Raw genomic sequence first — 19,591 nt, forward strand, 5'->3', positions numbered from 1 at the left:
GCCGGACTCTCCTGTCAGACGCCGGAGGTCTGCCGCCGCATCGCCTCGAGCCGTCGCCTCGACGCGGGCGTCTGCACCAGTTGGGGCCACCAGAACCACCGGCCGAGCAGGGCGGCGATGGACGGCGTCATGAACGACCGCACGATCAGCGTGTCGAACAGCAGTCCGAGCGCGATGGTGCTGCCGACCTGCGCGATGCTGAGCAGGTCTCCGAACACGAACGACGCCATGGTGGCGGCGAAGACCAACCCCGCCGACGTCACCACCGATCCGGAACCTGCCATCGCCCGGATGATCGCTACGTTGAATCCGTGGTGCAACTCTTCCTTGAAACGGGAGACGAGTAACAGGTTGTAGTCAGAACCCACCGCCAGCAACAGGATCACCGACATCACCAGCACGATCCAGTGCAGGTGGATACCGAGGATGTGCTGCCACACCAGGACGGACAGCCCGAACGAGGTGCCGAGCGAGAGCAGCACCGTGCCCACGATGACGGCCGACGCGACCACGCTGCGGGTGATGATCAGCATGATGATGAAGATCAGGGCGACAGCAGACAATCCGGCGATGAGCAGGTCGTAGTTCGAGCCGTCGCGCATGTCTTTGTAGGTGGCCGCGGTGCCGCCGAGGTAGACCCGGGAACCCTCCAGCGGGGTGCCCTTGATGGCCTCCTTGGCCGCCAGCTTGATGGCATCGATGTGCGCGATGCCCTCCGGCGTGGCCGGATCGCCCTCGTGCTCGATGGTGAAGCGCACCGACTTCCCGTCGGGGGAGATGAAGTTCTCCATCCCCTTCTTGAAGTCGGCGTTCTCGAAAACCTCTGGCGGCAGGTAGAAGGAGTCGTCGTTGCGCGACTTGTCGAACGCATCGCCCATCGCGTTCGACTTGTCCTGCATCGCCGACTGCTGGTCCTGCTGACCTTTCTGCGACGCATGCATCGTCAGCATCATGGTCTTCATCGACTTCATGGTCTCGATCTGCTGGGGCATCAGCGAGATGAGCTGAGGCATCAGCGAATCGAGCCGCTCCAGTTCGGGCACCAGCTCACCGATGTCGTCGGTCAGCGTGTCGATGCCGTCGAGGGTGTCGAAGATCGACCGCATCGACCAGCACAGCGGGATGTCGTAGCAGTGCGGTTCCCAGTACAGGTAATTGCGCAGCGGCCGGAAGAAGTCGTCGAAATCGGCGATGTGGTCGCGGAGTTCGGCGACGTCGACGGCCATGTTCTTGGTCTTGGCCACCATCGAGTGGGTGACCTCGGACATCTGACCCATCAGAGCCGACATCCGCTCCATGGTGTCGATCGTGCTCTGCATCTCGTCGGCCTGCACCAGCATGTCGGACATCCGGTCCTGCATGTACTTCTCGTTCATCTGCTGGTTCGTGCCCTGCATGCTGAGCAGGAACGGAATCGTCGAGTGCTCGATCGGCTTCCCGTCGGGGCGGGTGATGGCCTGCACCCGGGCAACGCCCGGCACGCGGAAGATGCCCTTGGCGATCTTGTCGATGACGAGGAAGTCGGCGGAGTTCCGCAGATCGTGGTCGGTCTCGACCATCAGCAGTTCCGGATTCATCCGGGCTGCGTCGAAATGCCGGTCGGCGACGTCGTAGCCGATGTTGGCGGGCGTGTCGGCCGGCAGGAAATGGCGTCCGTCGTAGTCGACCTTGTAGCCGCCCAGTGCCAGAAGTCCGATCAGCGACAGGGCGATCGTCGCGGCCAGAACCGGTTTCGGCCAGCGCACCACCACGACGCCCACCCGGCGCCAGCCGCGGGAGTTGATCGCGCGTTTCGGTTCGAACAGTCCGAACCGGCTGCCCACCACGATCACCGCGGGCCCCAGCGTCAGCGCGGCGATGACGGCCACCATGATGCCGACCGCGCACGGCACCGCCATCGTCTGGAACCACGGCAGTCGGGTGAACCTCAGGCACAGCAGGGCACCGGCAATGGTGAGACCCGAGCCGAGCACCACGTGGGCGGTGCCGTGGAACATCGTGTAGTACGCGGTCTCCCGGTCTTCGCCGTCTCCCCGGGCCTCCTGATAGCGGCCGATCAGGAAGATCGCATAGTCCGTGCCCGCGGCGATGGCGATCAGCGTCAGCAGGCTGGTGGCGAACGTCGACAGGCCGATGACCCCGGTGTTGCCGAGGAAGGCGACGATCCCGCGGGAGGCGCCGAGTTCGACGAACACCATGAACAGGATCAGCACCATGGTGGCGATCGACCGGTAGACGATGAGCAGCATCACGGCGATGACCACGAGCGTGACCACCGTCGCCTTCATCGCACCCTTGTCGCCCGCGACGCGCTGGTCGGCGTTGAGCGCCGCCCCACCTGTGGCGTAGGCCTTCACACCGGGCGGAGCGGGTGTCTCGGCGATGATGTCGCGCACGGCGGTGACCGATTCGTTGGACAGCGTCTCGCCCATGTTGCCGCGCAGGTAGAGCTGGACGTACGCGGATTTGCCGTCGGCGCTCTGCGCGCCCGAGGCGGTCAGCGGATCGCTCCAGAAGTCCGCGACGTGTTCGATGTGCGCGGGGTCGGACCGGAACTTCTCGACCAGTTCGTCGTAGTAGTGATGCGCGTCGGCGCCGAGGGGCTGCTCGCCCTCGAGGATCACCATCGCGTTGCTGTCGGAGTCGAACTCCTCGAAGTTCGCCCCGACCCGCTGCATGGCGATGAACGCCGGTGCATCGTGGGCGTTCATCGAGACGGTGTGGGCCTCACCCACCTTCTCCAGCGACGGCACGAAGACGTTGGTGACGACGGTGAGCGCGATCCAGCCCAGCAGGATCGGCACCGCAAGGACCCGGATCGCGTGGGCGATCTTGGATCGTCGCTGCATCCCGCCCCCTCGACCCAGGCCACACTCGGCCCGCCTTCGCGTGACACAGACCGTCACCCGTGTCATATATCTAGCCCGTCAAACTGATCGCTGTCAATCTGAGAGTTTCCAGCGTATGCACAGGTAGATGCCCGCGAGGATTCTCAGGAACCGAAGTCGACGATGTTCTGGTCGAGGATCAGCTGATCGGTGTGCTCGGCGCGATCCACGCCCGGCACGGTGACCAGGGGAACGCCCTCGCCTTCGGAGGCGTCGAAGTCGGCTGTGCTGGCCACCTGCCCGGTCAGGGTGAACCGGTCGTAGAGATAGGGCAGACCCTGCGCCGCGAGCGGCGACGGCCCGTCCATGACGTGCAGATGCAGGTGTGGCGCGACCGAGTTGCCGGTGTTCCCGACGAGCCCGATGACGTCGCCGCGGGTCACCCTGTCCCCGACCTTCGGCCGGACGCTGCCCGGTTGCATGTGCGCGTAGTTCACGAAGAAGCCCTCGCCGATGTCGAGCACCACGAAGTTGCCGTCGGCCTCGTCGATCGGGATGCCGGCCGGATACACGCCGGGCGTCTGTTCCGGCAGGTCGCTGCGGGCGCCGACCACTGTGCCGTCCGCGACAGCCAGCACCTCTTCGCCGTAGATCTGGTAGCCGGTGGCATCGCGTGGGTTCCCCGTGAAGATCCGGTTCTGCGCGTCGGCCTGCTCGAAGTCGATGGCGTAACGCTGCGCGAGGAACGGCCGCCCGTTGACGGGCAGGACTGCACGGGTGTGCCGGGCCGCGTCGCAGCAGGCGTCGGCGGCGATGTAGCGCTCGCCGCGCAACGGCGCGGACACCACCGGCAGCGTCCGCTCGTCTACCTTCGTCGTCGCGATCCGCTCGGTGAGCCGGTTCCGCTCGGTCGGAATCGCGGCGCCGGTGACCGCCACCTCGTGCACGAGGGTGGTGTGGTCGGCGGCGCCATCGAGGATCAGGTGGATGAAGATGGTCGCGGCCTGACCGGGTTCGAGCTGCTCGGCGCCCTCGCGGCTGCCCGCCGGTTGCAACCGGTCCCGCAGTGCCGCGGCGTCGAGTTCGCCCAGCACCGCGCTCGTGCTGTCGTCGAGCACCTTCAGCTCGTCCACCGTCAGCGGCGCGCCGGTGAAGTTCGTGACGGCCAGCTCGTAGACCATGTGTGTCCTGCCATCCGACCCGGCGAAGGGAACGGGCGCGAAGGGTACCGATCCCACCAACGGCGTGATCGCATCGGGACGCTGTGCCGCAGCCGTGGTCTCCTGTGGGCTCTGGGACTCGGCGGCCGGGGTATCACCATCGGCACACCCGGCGGCGGCCACGATCAGGACGGCGCCCACCGCAGGCGCCAGCGACCGGCGGAAGAGACTGCGCACGCTGTCCATGCAGACACCCTTGCAGACGCCGGCCGGACGTGATGCGGAACGCGCGGGGCATCAGGCGATTTCGTCAGCCGTCACAGCGAGAAGTGGTCCTCGATGACGCCGAGCCACACCTGGGCCGCGTCGATCGCCACCTTCTCGCTGATGAAGGCGTGCTGCGTGCCGGTGTAGATGTCGCGGAACCCGCGTTCCAGCCGGCTGCCCTCCCGGATCGAGGTGGTGCCCGCGGCAAGGTGCGCCCACTCCGCGGCGGCCCTGGCCACGCCGGTGGCGTACACCGCCGCCACCCGCATGTCCGCGCGATGCGTCGGTGTCAACTCCCCGCCCGCGTCGACGGCGGCCTCCGCCGCGCCGAAGGTGTCGAGCACGAGAAGGCGGGCCGCCCGCCACGCCGCGACGTGGTGGGCGAGGTCCTTCTGGAAGGTGGGGCGGCTGGCCAGCGACGCCATGTCCGACATCCGGAACTTGGTGGCCGCCAGCGACTCGACGTCGTCTAGCGTGCTCTTCGCGACACCGAGCGCCCACGCCGCATGGCCGGCCGCCGTCACCGGCATCATCCCCATCCGGCCTGCGGCGTAACCGCCCCGCAACGGTTCCCGGGTGAACAGCCGGAATGTCCTCCACGACGGCACGAACAGGTCGGTCACGTTGTAGTCGTAGGAGCCGGTGCCCTTGAGGCCCTGCACGTGCCAGCCGTCGGTGAAGGTCACCTCGTCGCGGGGCACGACGGCCACCATGAGTTCGGGCTCGCCCTCGCGGATCCACCGCATCTCGCCGTCCTCCATCGGGATGAAGCCAGCGGCGATGTAGGCGGAATGCCCGGTGCCGGAACCGAAGTTCCACGATCCGGTCAGCCGGTAGCCTCCTTCGGTGACGATGCCCTGGCCGTTGGGCGCGAACTGCCCGCCCATCGTGACGCGGTTGGCGTTCGCCGTGAAGACCTCGGCGAAGCCCTCGTCGGGCAGATAGGCCGCGGCGGCGAACGACGACGGCAGGTTGGCGATCCCGATCCAGCCGAATGACCCGTCCTGCCAGGCCATCTCGATCCAGGTCTCGATCATCTCGGCGATTGACGGCTCGGCGCCGCCCGCGGCCGCCGGATTGAACGCCGTCATCAACCCGCTGTCCCACATCGCCTCGACGACGGGGGGTGAGAGCGTGCGTCCCCGCTCGGAGGCGGCGGCTTCCCCGGCGACGAGGTCTCTCATGCCCCTGGCCAGATCCACGGGGCTGACCCGCACAGGTGTGGTCGTCATCGGAACTCCTCTACCTCGTCAGCGATCGCGAGCGCACGGTTGTCGTACGCGTCCGTCGGGAAACTGCGCGAACAAGCGTGCGCTCGCCGCTATGTTGGCCGTTGTGAACAGATTCGAGTCCAAGGGTGTCCTCGTCACCGGCGCAGCATCGGGCATCGGGAGGGCGACCGTCGAACGACTGCTCGCCGAGGGCGCCACCGTCGTCGGTGTCGACGTCGCCGAGCGGACCGATGTCGCGAACGACCGGTACGCCTACCGGCAGGCCGATGTGCGTGACGGCGATGCGATCGGTGCGGCGGTGAGCGCGGTGGTGGACGCGGCCGGCCGCCTCGACGGTGTGGTGCACGCGGCGGGCGTGGCCGGAGGCGGCCCTGTCCATCTGCTGCCCGACGAGGAGTGGGACCGGGTGGTCGACGTCAACCTCAAGGGCACGTTCGTCGTCACCCGCGCCGCGCTGCTGCAGATGATCGAGCAGGACCGGGTCGGCGGCGAACGCGGTGCACTCGTGCACCTGTCCAGCGTGGAGGGGCTCGAGGGCACCGCGGGTGGCAGCTCGTACAACGCCGCCAAGGGTGGAGTCGTGCTGCTCACCAAGAACGTCGCCATCGACTACGGGCCCAGCGGGATCCGGGCCAACGCCATCTGCCCCGGGTTCATCGAGACGCCGCTGTTCGACTCGGTGGTGGGGATGCCCGGCATGGAGCAGGCCCGCGACGGGCTTCGCCATGAGCACAAGCTGCGCCGATTCGGGCAGCCAGGCGAAATCGCATCGGTGGCAGCGTTTCTGCTGTCGCCCGATGCGAGTTTCGTGAGCGGACAGGCGATCGCCGTGGACGGCGGCTACACCGCGGGGCGTGACCACGGCGTCACCGACCTGATGGGGCTGGGAGAGCATTAGCGCGCGACGTGCCTCACCTGATCCACTCGGGCTGCGGCTCGGTCTCCACCGTCGAGAAGTCCTTGTGGCCCAGGCCCGCGATGCATCCTCCGTCGACGACGAATTCCGAGCCGGTCGAGTAACTCGACTCGTCGCTGGCGAGATAGACGACGAGGTTGGACACCTCCACGGGCTCCGCGGCGCGCCCCAGTGCCGTCTGGAAGATGTCGTCGGGCACCCAGTCGGTCATCGGCGTCTTGATCAGGCCGGGGTGGATCGAGTTCACCCGGATCCCGCTGGGCCCCAGTTCCAGTGCGCACGACTTGGTCAGCCCACGGACCGCGAACTTCGTGGCGGTGTACCCATGGCAGGCGCTGGTGCCCGCCATCCCCTCGATGGAGGAGATGTTGATGATCGAGCCCCGGCCCGCACGCTTCATCGCCGGGGTGACGGCGCGGATCCCGAGGAACACGCCGGTCAGGTTCACGTCGATGATCCGCTGCCATTCCGACAGCGGATAGTCCTCGATGAGTCCGATGTTCAGGATGCCCGCGTTGTTGACCAGAATGTCGACCGAGCCGAAGCGCTCGACCGCGGCGGCCACGACGGCGTCCCAGTCCTCGGGCCGGGTGACGTCGAGGTGGACGTAGCGGGCGTCGTCGCCGACATCGCGGGCGACCAGTTCGCCTTCGTCGTCCAGGATGTCGCCGAACACCACCTTGGCGCCCTCGGCCACCAGTGCCCGCACGTGCGAGGCGCCCATCCCGCGGGCTCCCCCGCTGACCACCGCCACCTTGCCGGCCAGACGTCCTGCCATCGATTCCTCCTGTTTCTCCAGTGGTTCTCAGCGAGCTCCGCGTACCAGCCGGCCCGGGCGGGCGCCGGTGTCGACACCATCCCGGCGGGTCACCACGCCACTGACGACGGTGGCGCGGTAACCGGACGCGCCCTGCACGAGTCGGTGCCCACCGGCGGGCAGGTCGTAGGCCATCCGCGGCGCGTGCAGCGTGAGCGCGTCCATGTCGATCACGTTCAGGTCGGCTTTCTTGCCCACCTCGATGACGCCGCGGTCGGTGAGCCCGAAAAGCGCTGCGGTGTCGTGTGACTGCTTGCGCACGACGTACTCCAGCGGCAGCTTGTCCCCGCGGTGCCGATCGCGCGCCCAGTGGGTCAGCAGGAAGGTCGGATACGACGCGTCGCAGATCATGCTGCAGTGCGCCCCGCCGTCGGACAGTCCCAGGACACCCGCCGGGTGGGTCATCATCTCGCGGATCGCGTCGTGGTTGCCGTCGGAGTAGTTGAACATCGGCAGCATCAGCATCGTGGCGGCGTCACCGTCGAGCATCAGGTCGTACATCGTCGTCAGGACGTCCTCACCGCGCTGGCGGGCGATCGCGGCGACCGTCCGGTCGGCGGTGGGCTCGTAGTCGGGTGGCTCGCCGATGGCGTACAGCCGGTCCGCCGAGTACTGCGCCAGGGCGAACATGCCGTCGAACAACACGTCCGGGTTGATCGGCAGGTCCTCCTCGGCCAGGATCGCCGCCCGCACAGCGGGTTCGGCCAGCCGGGCCGCCAACTCCTCGCGTGTGCACCGAGCCTTGAGCCGCCGGTAGGTAGGCCGGTGGGTGAAGGCGTGGTGGCCGGGGAAGCCGAGCAGCATGCCGAACGGCCGGGCGGCGACCTGGGGGTGCAGCCTGCTGCCCGCCTCGTGCGCGGCCGCCGACATGTCGAGTTGCTCGCGCCACAGGTTGGGGTCGGCGTCGACCTGGATGAGCGCGAAGCTCAGCGCGCAGTCGATCTCGCCGCCGAGGCGCCGCATCCACTCGAGTTCCTTCTTCGGTGCGACGATGTCCTCGCCCGCCGCCCCCTGCGGCGCAAGCTCGAACACCGCCCCGCCGCCTGCGGCCATCGCCCGGCCGAGCGCGAAGAGTTCGTCTTCGGCCGCGAACGTGCCGGGCACCGGTTCACCGTCCATCGCGCGGTGCGCCAGCGTCCGCGACGACGAGAAGCCGAGCGCGCCCGCCTCGGCCGCCTCGCGCACCAACCGGCTCATCGCCTCGATGTCCTCGGGGGTGGCGGCCTCGTTGCGGGCGCCGCGCTCGCCCATCGCGTAGGCACGCACGGTGCCGTGCGCGACCTGGCTGCCCACATCGACGGCCAGTTCGCGCATGCCGATGACGTCGAGGTACTCGGCGTAGCTCTCCCAGCCCCAGGTGATGCCCTCGGTGAGCGCGGTGCCCGGGATGTCCTCGACGCCCTCCATCAGTTCGATGAGCCACTGCTCCTGGCCGGGGCGCACCGGTGCGAACCCGACGCCGCAGTTGCCGGTGACCACCGTGGTCACACCGTGATTGCTCGACGGCTCCAGCAGGCTGTCCCAGCTGACCTGGCCGTCGTAGTGGGTGTGGATGTCCACGAACCCGGGGGCGACGACGGTGCCCGTGGCGTCGATGGTCTCGGCCGCCTCGCCCGCCAGCGTCGGGTCGTTGGGCCCGCGGCGGCGGACCTCGACGATCCTGCCGTCGCGGACGGCCACATCGGCCAGATAGCGGTCGGCGCCCGTGCCGTCCACGACGGTTCCACCGGTGATCTTGAGGTCGAACACGAATCACTCCCTCACGAGGCTGCCAGCCGTTACCGTGGCGAATGTAACACCGTTACAGAGAGCGGAGAGGCGAATCGTGGCGGACGGAAAACGGGAATCGGTCACCGCCGACACGATCCTCGACGCCGCCGCGCACCTCATCGAATTACACGGCGTCGGGGCGTTCACGATGCGCAGCCTCGCCGAGGCGCTCGGGGTCGCGGTCACGTCGATCTACTGGCACGTCGGCGGCCGGGACAAGGTGTTCGACAGCCTGGTCGAGGGACTGCTCGGCCAGATGGCGAACCTGCCCACCGAGGGCCGGGGTCCGGTCGATCGCATTGCCTCCCTTGCCCGTTCCCAACGCAGGGTGCTCATCGAGCGCCAGCACCTGCTCAGCATCGCCCACGAGCGCGACCGCACGCCCGCACTGTTCCTGCCGGTACAGCAGACGCTCGCGGCGCAGTTGGCCGAACTGGGCGTGACCGGCGATGAGGCCGCCCTGGTGCTGCGTGCCATACAGGTCCACGTCATCTCCTCGGCGGTCATGCAGTTCTCCGCGGTGCGCGGGGAGAAGCACGACGAGGAGGACCCTTCGCTGTGGACCGACGACTGGCCGGACCGGGCGCTCGTCGAGGCGCTGCAGTCGCCGACCGACTACGACGCGGTGTTCGAGTACGGGCTCGATGCGCTGCTGGCACCACTGCGCGCCGGCGCCGCGGCCACCGGTCGGTGAGCCGGCTCAGTTCGGGATCAGCGGTCCGACGGGTTGCGTGTCAGTGGCCGCCACCAGGAGTTGCGCCAGGTCGCCGGGCCTGCTGAGGAACGGCGAGTGCGACGCGTCGACGGTCAGCGGTTCGACGCCGAGGCGCTGCGCGACGGTGTCGGCCAGCCACCGTGGCATCGCCCGGTCCTGTTCGCAGCGAATGAAACTGCGGGGCAGATCCGCCGCCCAGAAGCCGGGCACCGACACCGGGGCGACCGTCGTCTCACCGAACCGCTCGGGGCCCAGCCGGTCGAAGGCCCAGCGCGCCGTCGGCTCTTCGCAGTCGTGGTAGAAGTACTTCCAGGCACCCTCGAAGTCCGCGAACGTCATCGCGCCGTCCTCGTCGAAGTGCAGATAGCTCAACATCTCTCCGACGTCGCCGTCGAGATCGCCGTCCTCGGCGTTGGTCATCGTCATGGCCTCGGTGTAACTGCGGCCCTCGCGCGGCAGGGCCGCAGCGAGATAGATGACATGGCTGACCATGTCAGGCACCGAGTCGACACCCAACGTGGCGTCGAATCCTCCGCCGGAGTGGCCGACCACGACGTCGCCGCTCTCGATGACCGTCGCGACCGCCTCGCGGCGATTCGCCAGGGTGGACTCCTCGTCGACGCGCGAGCCGTGGCCGGGCAGATCCACGGCCACCGCGTCATGGCCGAGGGCGCGGAGTTCGTCGATCGTGTGGGTCCAGCACCACGCGGCGTGAAATCCCCCGTGTACGAGTACGAAACGCACGTCGTCCTCCTTGCGTGCAGTGCGGCGGGGCCGAAGGTACGCGACGACGCCGGCCGGTGCTGAGCTTTCGGGTCAGGTCGCGACACGGTCACGGATACGCAACCATTGCCGCACGGACGACGGCAGTAGTCACTCCAGTCACTATCGTCACAGCTGTCTACTGCTGACGTCACCGCGGCGTCCCGCCCCTCCGAGAGGTGTGACATGTCGCTGCGTCGTCGATTGTCCACGGTGTCAACCGCTTCCATGGCCTCGGCGGTCGTCGTCGGGATGACGCTGGCGACGGGCATCGCACCGGTGGCGTCCGCCGAACCCTGCACCGGCGCGGCGGCGGCAGCCAAACCCCCTCCGACCCCGAGCGGCGCCGCGGCGCCCGCACTGCCCGGCACCGACATTCCGCCCCGTGGACACCGGCCCGCAGGCACGAACGAGAACGCCCCGCTGCCCAGGATGGGCCAGATGTCCAGGGCGATGCTCGACGCGCTGTCCCCACGACCCGCCCGACTGGAGCAGCAGGCGAGGGCGGTGCCCGCCCCGGCGCCCACGCCGGGCACAGCCAACCCGCCGTCGGCCCAGACAGACACACCGGCCCAGGCAGCTGCTCCCCAGACACCACCACCGACGCCGCCCGGGACGTCACTCGTGGGGTGGGTGACCGGACCGGACAGCCCGAACCAGACGATCAACAGGTTCGCCATCACCGGCACCGACCTCGGCATCATGTGGGACAACGGCGATTCCTCGAACCGCCAGGTGTTGATGGCGTTCGGCGACACCTACGGGTACTGCAGCGTCCGCGGTCAACAGTGGCGGTACAACACCCTGTTCCGCAGCCAGGACGGCGCATTGTCGAAGACGGTCGCCGTGCCCAACGCCGGCCTGTCCAACCGGTATTCGGGCGCACCGATCTGGCCGTCGGGCATGGCCAAGCAGGTCGTCAACAGCCCGAAGTGGGCGGCCACCGAGCGCGGCATCATCCCCACCGCCGGCGTCGCGATAGGCAACACCCAGGTGATGAACCTCATGTCGATCCGGAGCTGGGACAGCGACGGCCGCTGGACCACGAACTTCTCGGCGATCGCGGCGTCCTCGGACAACGGTGAGAACTGGACGGTGCACCCCGCGACGGTGAGAGCGGCGCGAGCCGACGGCGTGCCCGGCGCCCGATTCGCGCCGGGCAACGAGAACTTCCAGCAGGGCGCATTCCTCAAGCCCGGGCCCGGTGACCCGTACCTCTACTCCTTCGGCACCCCGGCCGGCCGGGGTGGCGCGGCATACATCTCCAGGGTGGGCCAGAACCAGGTGCTCGACCTCGCCAAGTACGAGTACTTCAACGCGGGGCAGAACGCCTGGGTGCCGGGCAATCCGGCGGCCGCCACGCCGGTGATCCCCGGCCCGGTCTCGGAGATGTCGGCGCAGTACAACACCTACCTCAAGCAGTACCTGGTGCTGTACGGCAACGGCGCCAACGACATCGTGGCGCGCACGGCGCCGGCACCGCAGGGCCCCTGGGGACCCGAACAGCTGCTCGTCCGGTCCGCCGACATCCCCGGGGGCATCTACGCCCCCTATCTGCATCCGTGGTCGGTCGGCAAGGAGTTGTACTTCACCCTGTCGCTGTGGTCGGCGTACAACGTGATGTTGATGCGCACCGTCCTGCCGTAACCGCGTCTCGAGGTCGCCAGCAATTTCCGCGACCTTCCGCCCACCGCGCGCTTATGCAGCTACAGTCGTTCCAAACGATGAGCTGCACCGGGCTGAGCAACGTCGCCGGAGGGTACGAGTGTCACGACTGAGGACGTGGTGGACCCAACCTGACCCGTTCGACTGGATCACCAACTTCCTCCGGCAGCGCAGACTCCTGCGATCGGCGCAGCTCATCATGGGCGTCGTCACGACGTCCTCGGCGCTGGTGCCGCTCAGCGTGCTCGTCAGCGGGCAGCGAACAATCAACGAGTCGCTGCTGTGGGGTGCCGTCACCGCGGTGTTCACCGCTGGGGTCACGGCGTTGTGGTTGACGCGCTGGCCGACCCGTAGGCAATCCGAGATCGTCTCGATCGTGGGCGCCCTGTCGACGGCCGGGTGGAGCCTGACGCAACCGAACCCCACCCTGACCGCTCTGGGCGGGGCAGGCATGGCCGTGATCGCCGGCTACATCGCGTTCTTCCACACCACGAAGCTGTTGCTGTTCAACTTCGCGCTGGCACTCGCGATCGCCGTCGCCGCAGCGCTGCGGCTGGGCCGGGACGCCGGCCTCGTCACCGCATTGGGAGCGTTCTGGCTGATCTGGTTCCTCAACGTCTCGGTGTCGATCGGCGTGTGGGCGATGTCGCGGGCGCTCGTCCGGTACGCGGCCCGCTCCGACGAAGACCCCCTGACCGGACTGCTGAACAGGCGCGGGTTCATCGACACCCTCGACCGCCAGCTCGCCACGACGCAGGTCACCGGCAACCATCTGTCGCTGCTGATGATCGACCTCGACGACTTCAAGCGGATCAACGACACCGACGGCCATGCAGCAGGCGACACCGTGCTGATCGCCGTCTCCGACCTGCTGCGCTCGCATGCTCCGCCCGGCGCCGCGATCTGCCGGGCCGGTGGCGAGGAATTCCTGATCGCCGACATCTCCAGCCGCAACGATGTCTGGAAGCTGGCCGGCGACCTGTGCGCGGCCATCGCCGCGCTGCCGCAACGGATCACCGCCAGCATCGGGGCCGCCACCGCTGAGATCACCGACGCGGACGCCTCGACGCGACACATCGAGCATCTCATCGCCGTGGCGGACGCGGCGATGTACGCCGCCAAACGCGACGGTGGGAACCGGCCGAGGCACACCTACGCGACCATCGGCTGACCGGCGGACAACAGGAGGAATCATGAGCGACTACAAGATCGTCGTCGTCGGCACCGACGGCTCGGAATCGTCACTGCGTGCAGTGGACAAAGCCGCGGCCATCGCCGTCGAGTCCGGCGCGAAACTCATCGTCGCCACCGCGTATCTGCCTGAGCAGGAACATCATTCCGGCGAACCCGATCAACCGACCGGCGAGGGCTACCGGACCCATGGCGGTGCACCGACCTACGCGATGCTGCGCGAGGCCAGCAATCGAGCGCGAGAGGCGGGGGTCAAGGACGTCGACGAACGGGCCATCGTCGGCGCGCCGATCGACGTGCTCGTCGACCTGGTCGCCGACGTGAACGCCGACCTCCTGGTGGTCGGCAGCGTCGGGCTCAAGTCGATCGCCGGCCGCCTGCTCGGATCCGTTCCGAGCGCGGTGCGCCGTCGCGCGAAGACCGAGGTTCTGGTCGTCGAGACCACGGACTGACCGAAGCCACGGCACGTTCGGACCGCCGACGACGATGACGAAGTTGGGATCGGTAGGGCACCGAACAGGTCTTCACTGATCGCAGGTGAGCCCGTCGGGGCGACCACGGTGTGAGGAGCGACCATGAACCGGATTGCGCGTCTCGCGATCACGACACTGGTCTGCGCCGGCGTGACGTCGGCCGGCGTGGGCGTGGGAGCGGGAACCCACCCCCGTACCCCTGGCAGCCACCGAACACGTGCTGGAGCCTGTTCATCCCGCGTCCGTGCTGATCCGTAACTCAACCCTGGGAGAAATGATGAGAACTGTCGTCCGTGCCGCAGCGACGGCCGTCGCGATGGCGGGTGCCGCGATCGCACTCGCGAACCCCGCACATGCCGACGATCTCAGCGGCACCTACACCCTGATCAGCGACCAGAGTCAACGGATGGTCAACGGCGCGCCGAATCCGTATCCGAATTCGTCGGCCACCTGGATCATCACGCCCTGTGGTCCCGGCTGTGCCCGGGTGGCGTCCACGACCGGGTGGACGGCCGACGCCCGGCTCGTCAACGGCCGATGGGAGTTCACCCGCGAGGCCACATGGTCGTGCCCCGACGGCAGGCAGCTGCCGAACACCATCGGGTACTCGTTCGACCCGGCGACCCTGACGGGCACGTCGACCGGCCGGATCCCCACCGGCTGCGAAGGATTCCCCGTGTCGGTGGACGGCATCCGGGTGTCGCTGACCCGCAGGTAGACGGCGCCATGCACGAACGGCCGGCTCGGTGGTGAGCCGGCCGTTGCCGTTGTCGCGCGGCCGAAGATTCTTGGGATCGGTAGCCCTTCGCGCCCGCTTGACTCATCGCATCGACGACGCCACCGAGGCGCGTACGAGCAAGCGACACGAAAGGAGCCGGCCATGAAGACGTCCGCCCCCACCCACACCCCCGCCGCGTCGACGCCCCGCCGGGCCCGCATGTCCGGCCTCTATGCGCTCAAGCCATGGTTCACCCGGCAGTTGACGCCGATCCTTGACGCCGCGGTCGCACGGCGGATCTCGCCCGACGCGTTCACCGCCGCAGGCGTGGCGGCCGCAGCGGCCGGCGGAATCGCCGTCGCCTACGGCTGCTGGCCGCTGGCGGCGCTGTTCATGGTGCTGCGGCTGGCCGGGGCGAACCTCGACGGCGCGGTGGCCCGCGCCCGCGGTGTGAGCCGGCCGTGGGGCTTCGTCGTCAACGAGATCGGCGACCGCGCCGCTGATCTGCTGGCCTTCGCCGGCCTGGCGGTGTGGGCGGCCCGTCAGGGCGGCCCCGGACTGGACTGGTTGTCCTGGCCGGTGCTCCAGGTGCTGCTGGCCGCACTCGCCGCGACGCTGCCGACGTTCGCGTCGCTGGCGGCGGCCGCAGCGGGCGGCACGCGCCGCAACGGCGGCCCCCTCGGCAAGACAGAACGGTGCCTGCTCGTGGTGCTGGCCACCGCATTCCCGGTCATCATGCCCGTGCTGCTGGCTCAGCTGGTGAACGGTTCGCTCATCACCACGGCGCTGCGGTTGCGGGCAGCGCACCGCGAGCTGAAGGCGCAGCGCAGGTCCGAGTCTGAGCCGGTGGCCGACGTCCTGCCGATCACCCGGCCCCTCACCCTGCCGCTGGAGGTGCTGACCGCAGCCTGACCATCGGGGACCGGCCCCTACAGCTGCTCGTACGGCGGCGACGAACCTCTCGGCGAGGTCGTCGCCGCCAGTCGGCGTTGCGGGATCGGCCGGTTTCTTGGGATCGGTAGCCCCCTGGCCCCGATGTACTCACACCATGAACTTCCACCGCACCGCCCACCCCCTCTCCCCGTCGAGCACGCCGCGACGCGCGGGCAGTGTCCTGCGGCACTGGCTCTGGCGGACCGTGTGCGGCGCCTCGGGCGGGCTGACCGTGACCGGCCGCTGGGAGACCCGGGGCGGCTGCGTGGTGGTCGCCAACCACGCCTCACACGCCGACACCGCGGCACTGCTCGCCGCGCTTCCACCGGCGGCCCGCCCGGTATTCGGTGCGGCCGCGGACTACTGGTTCGACGTCCCGGTGCGCCGCTTCGTCGCCACCTCGCTGGCCGGCATCCTCCCGGTCCGGCGAACCGGTGACGGCGGCTACGCCGCACTGCTTGCCGCGGCCGCGCCGGCTCTGCGGGCCGGCCGCACCGTCGTCCTCTACCCCGAGGGGACGCGGTCGACCGACGGCAGCATCGGCGAGTTCCGCTCCGGGGCGCTGCGATTGGCCCGCGAATGCGGCGTGCCGATCATCCCGGTCGCGATCGCCGGCACGGCTGACGTGCTACCCAAGGACGGCCGCTACTCCCCCGCTCCGATGAGGGTCCGTCTCGGCGCGCCGCTGGATCCGCACGACACGTCGGCGGCGCAACTGCGGGCGCATGTGTCGGCCCTGCGGGAAGATTTCGAAGGCCGGGCCGGTGACCGATACGCGCTCGCATCCTGAGACAGGCGCCTGAATGACGATCTTCGACCAGTACCTCGCGTTCCTCCACCTCGACCGGCGGATGGCGCTCGACATCGATCTGGGCCCGCTGCAGCTGCATCTCTTCGGCCGGTCGGTGTTCCTGATGTGGATCACGGTGGCCATCCTGGCGGTCGCCGGCATCGCGGTCCTGGTCTCGCGCAGGCCGGAGTTGATCCAGAAGTGGCGCACCTGGGTGCTGATCGCCCCCGCCGTCGGCCTGCCGGTGTGGATCGGCCACGGCACCACCGCCGTACTGGCCGCGGCGCTGGCCGTCGTCGCGGTCACCGAGTACGCGCGGCTGGTCCGGCTCGAGCGGGCAGACACGTGGGTGCTCCTGGCCCTCGCCGTGCTGTATCCCCTCGCCGCGTGGCTGCGGCCGTCACTGCTGCAACTCGCGCCCGTCGTCCTGCTGCTGTGCGCGCTGCCCTCGGTCCTCGGCGGCGATGTCGAGAACGGCGCCAGGCGAACCGCATTCACCGCCTTCGGTTCGGTGTGGATCTGCTGGTCCCTGTCACACCTGGTGATGGTGCTGCCGGACACCTACCTGCTGTGCTTCGCCGTCGCGGCCACCGACGTCGCCGCCTGGTGCGGCGGAAAGGGGCTGCGCCGCATGGCCTGGGCGCGCCGGCCGCTGTCGCCGTTGAGCCCCAACAAGACGGTCGGCGGCCTCGTCGGCGCGGTCATCGGCGCATTCGTCATCCTCACCCTGCTCGGCAGCATGTCAGTCGGCCTGCTCATCGCCGTCTCGATCGGCGGTGTCTTCGGCGACCTCCTCGAGTCGATGCTCAAGCGGCAGGCTCAGGTCAAGGACGCCGGCGACTGGCTGCCTGGGTTCGGCGGCCTTCTCGACCGCATCGATTCGCTGTTACTCGTCCTCCCACTCGCGTACTTCCTAGGATGAACGAACACATGAGCCACTCTTCGGTTCCCACGATGACGCCCACGATCACCGTCTGCTCGGCACGTGGGCGACACACGTTCGCGCCGGGTCGTGATGTCGTCATCGGACGCGACGTCCGCGCCGACGTCCGCATCCCGCATCCGAAGGTGTCGCGTTCGCACGTGATACTGCGCCATCTCGACGAGGGCTGGATCGCGGTCGACGACACGAGCCTGCACGGGATGTACGTCGACGGGCAACGGGTGCCTTCGGTCGATGTGCATGGCGGACTGACGATTCACCTCGTCGCGCCCGACGGTCCGCAGCTGAGATTCGAGCTCGGCACCGCGCCTCCTGCGGCCGACGCGGTGACCAAGAGGATGTCGCGGCAATCCGGCCGGGAGGATTCACTCACGATCGGACGCGCCGCCGACAACGACATCGTCGTGCCCGACGTGCTCGCCTCGCGCCATCACGCCACCCTCGTCACCACGGACCGGGGCGTGCAGCTGTCGAGCACCGACGCCCGCAACGGCACCTTCGTCAACGGAGTGCGCGTCACCGACGCTCCCCTCGCCGACGACGACGTCGTGACGATCGGCAACGTCGACTTCGTCTTCACCGCAGGTGCGCTGGTGCGCCGTACTCAGCCGGCCGTCACCACCGGCGGTCTCGAGGTGAACGAGGTGAGCCTGGCGATCGAGCGTGACGTCGTTCTGCTGGACCGGGTCTCGTTCACCGCCCGCCCGGGCACGCTGACGGCGGTGATCGGGCCCTCGGGCTCGGGCAAGTCCACGCTGGCGAGGATGATCGTCGGCGCCGGACGGCCGACCAGTGGTGCGGTCTCGTTCGAAGGGCGCGACCTCCACACCGGGTACGACGCATTGCGCAGCCGGATCGGCATGGTGCCGCAGGACGACATCGTGCACGGCCGGCTCACCATCGCCCAGGCACTGGAATTCGCCGCCGAACTTCGGATGCCCGCCGACACCGCCGCCGAGGACCGCAGGCAGGTGATCGCCGCGGTGCTCGAGGAACTCGAACTGAGCGGCCACGCCCAGACCCGCATCGACAAGCTGTCGGGCGGTCAGCGCAAGCGCGTCTCGGTGGCGCTCGAACTGCTGACCGGTCCCTCGCTGCTGGTGCTCGACGAGCCGACCACCGGACTGGATCCGGCGCTGGACCGGGCGGTGATGGGGATGCTGCGCAGGCTCGCCGACGCGGGCCGGGTGATCGTGGTGGTGACCCACTCACTGACGTTCCTGGATGTGTGCGATCAGGTGTTGCTGCTGGCGCCGGGCGGCAAGACCGCCTTCTGCGGCTCGCCCGGCGCGCTCGGCTCGGCGATGGGATCCACCGACTGGGCGGACATCTTCACCAGCGTCAGCGCCGACCCCGACGGTGTCCAACGCCGGTTCCTGGCGGGCAGAGAGCCATCGGCCGCACACAGCGTCGTCGACGACGCGTCCGCGCAGCCCGCGAGAGCGGCCGCACCGTCGTTCACCGGGCTGCGCCGTCAGGTCAGCACGATCGCCCGTCGTCAGGTACGACTGCTGGTGGCCAACCGCGGCTACCTCGTGTTCCTCGCGGTGCTTCCGTTCATCGTCGGCCTGCTGCCGCTGACGGTGGCAGGCGACGCCGGTCTCGGCGGACCCCCGCCGGACGGTGCGCCACCCTTCGAGGCGAAACACGTCATCGCGCTGACGAGCTTCGCCGCCATCCTGATGGGCGTCACGCTCACCGTGCGCGACCTGGTCGGTGAACGTGCCATCTTCCAGCGCGAGCAGGCGACCGGGATGTCCGCCTCGGCGTACCTGCTGGCGAAGATCGCGGTGTTCGGCGCGGTGGCGGTGATCCAGTCGGCGATCCTGGTCCTCGTCGTCACGGCGCCCGGGTTCGGCAAGCCCGCGCCCTCACGTGCGGTGGTGCTGGGCAGCCCGATGCTGGAGTTCTTCGCCGGCATCGCGGCGACGGCGGTCGCAGCCGCGGTGCTGGGACTGGCGGTGTCGGCCCTGGCACGGACCGGCGATCAGGTGATCGTGCTGCTGGCGGCGACGTTGATGGCGCAGCTGGTGCTCGCCGGCGGCTTCATACCGGTGACGGGCAGGCCACTGTTCGAGACGCTGGCATGGCTCACGCCTGGGCGATGGGGATTCGCCGCGACCGCGTCGACGGCCGACCTGGCCTCACTGGTCGCCGGGATCGCCGATGACAAGCACTGGCGACACTCCCCGTCGGCATGGCTGTTCGACATGGCCATGCTGGCGGTGCTCACCGTGCTCTTCGCCGGCATCGCCCGCTGGCGGATCCGGTTCAGGGCTTCCTGAGCGCCGCGGCGCGACGTTTGCGGCCCACATCCCCGGGTAAGGCTAAGGTGCCGGACGCTTTCTGCAACGTGTGAGCAGCCTCGCATCATCATCGGCAGCACCCTGCGCGATTCGGCTACGAATACA

Annotated in this window: 16 protein-coding genes; 10 read left to right on the plus strand and 6 right to left on the minus strand. The window is 68.9% G+C overall.

The window, feature by feature from the left end:
* Positions 1 to 14: 14 nt before the first annotated feature.
* From H7I41_RS08605 to H7I41_RS08615, 3 genes are all read right to left on the minus strand, one after another.
* Positions 15 to 2,849, minus strand: a complete 2,835-nt coding sequence (locus H7I41_RS08605; protein WP_264012145.1) for an MMPL/RND family transporter — start codon at positions 2,847 to 2,849, stop codon at positions 15 to 17.
* A gap of 143 nt (positions 2,850 to 2,992) precedes the next feature.
* Positions 2,993 to 4,234, minus strand: coding sequence for a M23 family metallopeptidase (locus H7I41_RS08610; protein ID WP_264012146.1), 1,242 nt, complete (start codon positions 4,232 to 4,234; stop codon positions 2,993 to 2,995).
* A 71-nt stretch (positions 4,235 to 4,305) separates the two neighbouring features.
* Complete coding sequence (locus H7I41_RS08615; protein WP_264012147.1) at positions 4,306 to 5,487, minus strand: acyl-CoA dehydrogenase family protein; 1,182 nt, start codon at positions 5,485 to 5,487, stop codon at positions 4,306 to 4,308.
* Positions 5,488 to 5,578: 91 nt separating this feature from the next.
* Between H7I41_RS08615 and H7I41_RS08620 the strand changes: the two genes are divergently transcribed.
* On the plus strand, positions 5,579 to 6,385 hold the full coding sequence (locus H7I41_RS08620; protein ID WP_264012148.1) for an SDR family NAD(P)-dependent oxidoreductase: 807 nt from the start codon (positions 5,579 to 5,581) through the stop codon (positions 6,383 to 6,385).
* A 13-nt stretch (positions 6,386 to 6,398) separates the two neighbouring features.
* On the opposite strand, the gene H7I41_RS08625 is transcribed toward H7I41_RS08620, so the two are convergent.
* Positions 6,399 to 7,181 carry an SDR family oxidoreductase gene (locus H7I41_RS08625; RefSeq protein ID WP_264012149.1) on the minus strand — a complete coding sequence of 261 codons (783 nt, stop codon included), beginning with the start codon at positions 7,179 to 7,181 and terminating at the stop codon, positions 6,399 to 6,401.
* 27 nt (positions 7,182 to 7,208) lie between these two features.
* A complete protein-coding gene (locus H7I41_RS08630) occupies positions 7,209 to 8,969 on the minus strand; it encodes an N-acyl-D-amino-acid deacylase family protein (RefSeq protein WP_264012150.1) in 1,761 nt (586 codons plus the stop codon).
* Between the two features lie 76 nt (positions 8,970 to 9,045).
* Here H7I41_RS08630 and H7I41_RS08635 point away from each other — a divergent pair, with 76 nt between their 5' ends.
* Complete coding sequence (locus tag H7I41_RS08635) at positions 9,046 to 9,684, plus strand: TetR/AcrR family transcriptional regulator (protein ID WP_264012151.1); 639 nt, start codon at positions 9,046 to 9,048, stop codon at positions 9,682 to 9,684.
* Between the two features lie 6 nt (positions 9,685 to 9,690).
* On the opposite strand, the gene H7I41_RS08640 is transcribed toward H7I41_RS08635, so the two are convergent.
* Positions 9,691 to 10,449 (minus strand): alpha/beta fold hydrolase, encoded by a 759-nt coding sequence (locus H7I41_RS08640; protein ID WP_264012152.1) that lies wholly within the window; start codon positions 10,447 to 10,449, stop codon positions 9,691 to 9,693.
* A 204-nt stretch (positions 10,450 to 10,653) separates the two neighbouring features.
* Between H7I41_RS08640 and H7I41_RS08645 the strand changes: the two genes are divergently transcribed.
* The 8 genes from H7I41_RS08645 to H7I41_RS08680 all read left to right on the plus strand — a co-directional run bounded on the left by H7I41_RS08645 (position 10,654) and on the right by H7I41_RS08680 (position 19,465).
* On the plus strand, positions 10,654 to 12,114 hold the full coding sequence (locus H7I41_RS08645; RefSeq protein ID WP_264012153.1) for a glycoside hydrolase family 183 protein: 1,461 nt from the start codon (positions 10,654 to 10,656) through the stop codon (positions 12,112 to 12,114).
* 118 nt (positions 12,115 to 12,232) lie between these two features.
* Positions 12,233 to 13,303 carry a GGDEF domain-containing protein gene (locus H7I41_RS08650; protein WP_264012154.1) on the plus strand — a complete coding sequence of 357 codons (1,071 nt, stop codon included), beginning with the start codon at positions 12,233 to 12,235 and terminating at the stop codon, positions 13,301 to 13,303.
* Between the two features lie 22 nt (positions 13,304 to 13,325).
* Complete coding sequence (locus tag H7I41_RS08655) at positions 13,326 to 13,775, plus strand: universal stress protein (protein WP_264012155.1); 450 nt, start codon at positions 13,326 to 13,328, stop codon at positions 13,773 to 13,775.
* 298 nt (positions 13,776 to 14,073) lie between these two features.
* Positions 14,074 to 14,514: a hypothetical protein gene (locus H7I41_RS08660; protein WP_264012156.1), complete on the plus strand. Its 441-nt coding sequence runs from the start codon at positions 14,074 to 14,076 to the stop codon at positions 14,512 to 14,514.
* 162 nt (positions 14,515 to 14,676) lie between these two features.
* The gene (locus tag H7I41_RS08665) at positions 14,677 to 15,426 is read left to right on the plus strand and encodes a CDP-alcohol phosphatidyltransferase family protein (protein WP_264012157.1); all 750 of its coding nucleotides are present in this window, start codon (positions 14,677 to 14,679) and stop codon (positions 15,424 to 15,426) included.
* A 136-nt stretch (positions 15,427 to 15,562) separates the two neighbouring features.
* The gene (locus H7I41_RS08670) at positions 15,563 to 16,237 is read left to right on the plus strand and encodes a lysophospholipid acyltransferase family protein (protein ID WP_264012158.1); all 675 of its coding nucleotides are present in this window, start codon (positions 15,563 to 15,565) and stop codon (positions 16,235 to 16,237) included.
* Between the two features lie 13 nt (positions 16,238 to 16,250).
* The gene (locus H7I41_RS08675) at positions 16,251 to 17,159 is read left to right on the plus strand and encodes a phosphatidate cytidylyltransferase (protein WP_264012159.1); all 909 of its coding nucleotides are present in this window, start codon (positions 16,251 to 16,253) and stop codon (positions 17,157 to 17,159) included.
* An 8-nt stretch (positions 17,160 to 17,167) separates the two neighbouring features.
* On the plus strand, positions 17,168 to 19,465 hold the full coding sequence (locus H7I41_RS08680; protein ID WP_372503706.1) for an ATP-binding cassette domain-containing protein: 2,298 nt from the start codon (positions 17,168 to 17,170) through the stop codon (positions 19,463 to 19,465).
* Positions 19,466 to 19,591: the final 126 nt, after the last annotated feature.

This window comes from [Mycobacterium] manitobense, from assembly GCF_025821665.1.
Classification (GTDB): Bacteria; Actinomycetota; Actinomycetes; order Mycobacteriales; family Mycobacteriaceae; genus Mycobacterium; species Mycobacterium arseniciresistens.

Coding starts and splice junctions, on each gene's coding strand:
- H7I41_RS08625 (WP_264012149.1), bottom strand. CDS start 7,181: ATGGCAGGACGTCTGGCCGGCAAGGTGGCGGTGGTCAGCGGGGGAGCC.
- H7I41_RS08665 (WP_264012157.1), top strand. CDS start 14,677: ATGAAGACGTCCGCCCCCACCCACACCCCCGCCGCGTCGACGCCCCGC.
- H7I41_RS08670 (WP_264012158.1), top strand. CDS start 15,563: ATGAACTTCCACCGCACCGCCCACCCCCTCTCCCCGTCGAGCACGCCG.
- H7I41_RS08620 (WP_264012148.1), top strand. CDS start 5,579: ATGTTGGCCGTTGTGAACAGATTCGAGTCCAAGGGTGTCCTCGTCACC.
- H7I41_RS08675 (WP_264012159.1), top strand. CDS start 16,251: ATGACGATCTTCGACCAGTACCTCGCGTTCCTCCACCTCGACCGGCGG.
- H7I41_RS08605 (WP_264012145.1), bottom strand. CDS start 2,849: ATGCAGCGACGATCCAAGATCGCCCACGCGATCCGGGTCCTTGCGGTG.
- H7I41_RS08660 (WP_264012156.1), top strand. CDS start 14,074: ATGAGAACTGTCGTCCGTGCCGCAGCGACGGCCGTCGCGATGGCGGGT.
- H7I41_RS08615 (WP_264012147.1), bottom strand. CDS start 5,487: ATGACGACCACACCTGTGCGGGTCAGCCCCGTGGATCTGGCCAGGGGC.
- H7I41_RS08645 (WP_264012153.1), top strand. CDS start 10,654: ATGTCGCTGCGTCGTCGATTGTCCACGGTGTCAACCGCTTCCATGGCC.
- H7I41_RS08610 (WP_264012146.1), bottom strand. CDS start 4,234: ATGGACAGCGTGCGCAGTCTCTTCCGCCGGTCGCTGGCGCCTGCGGTG.
- H7I41_RS08655 (WP_264012155.1), top strand. CDS start 13,326: ATGAGCGACTACAAGATCGTCGTCGTCGGCACCGACGGCTCGGAATCG.
- H7I41_RS08680 (WP_372503706.1), top strand. CDS start 17,168: ATGAGCCACTCTTCGGTTCCCACGATGACGCCCACGATCACCGTCTGC.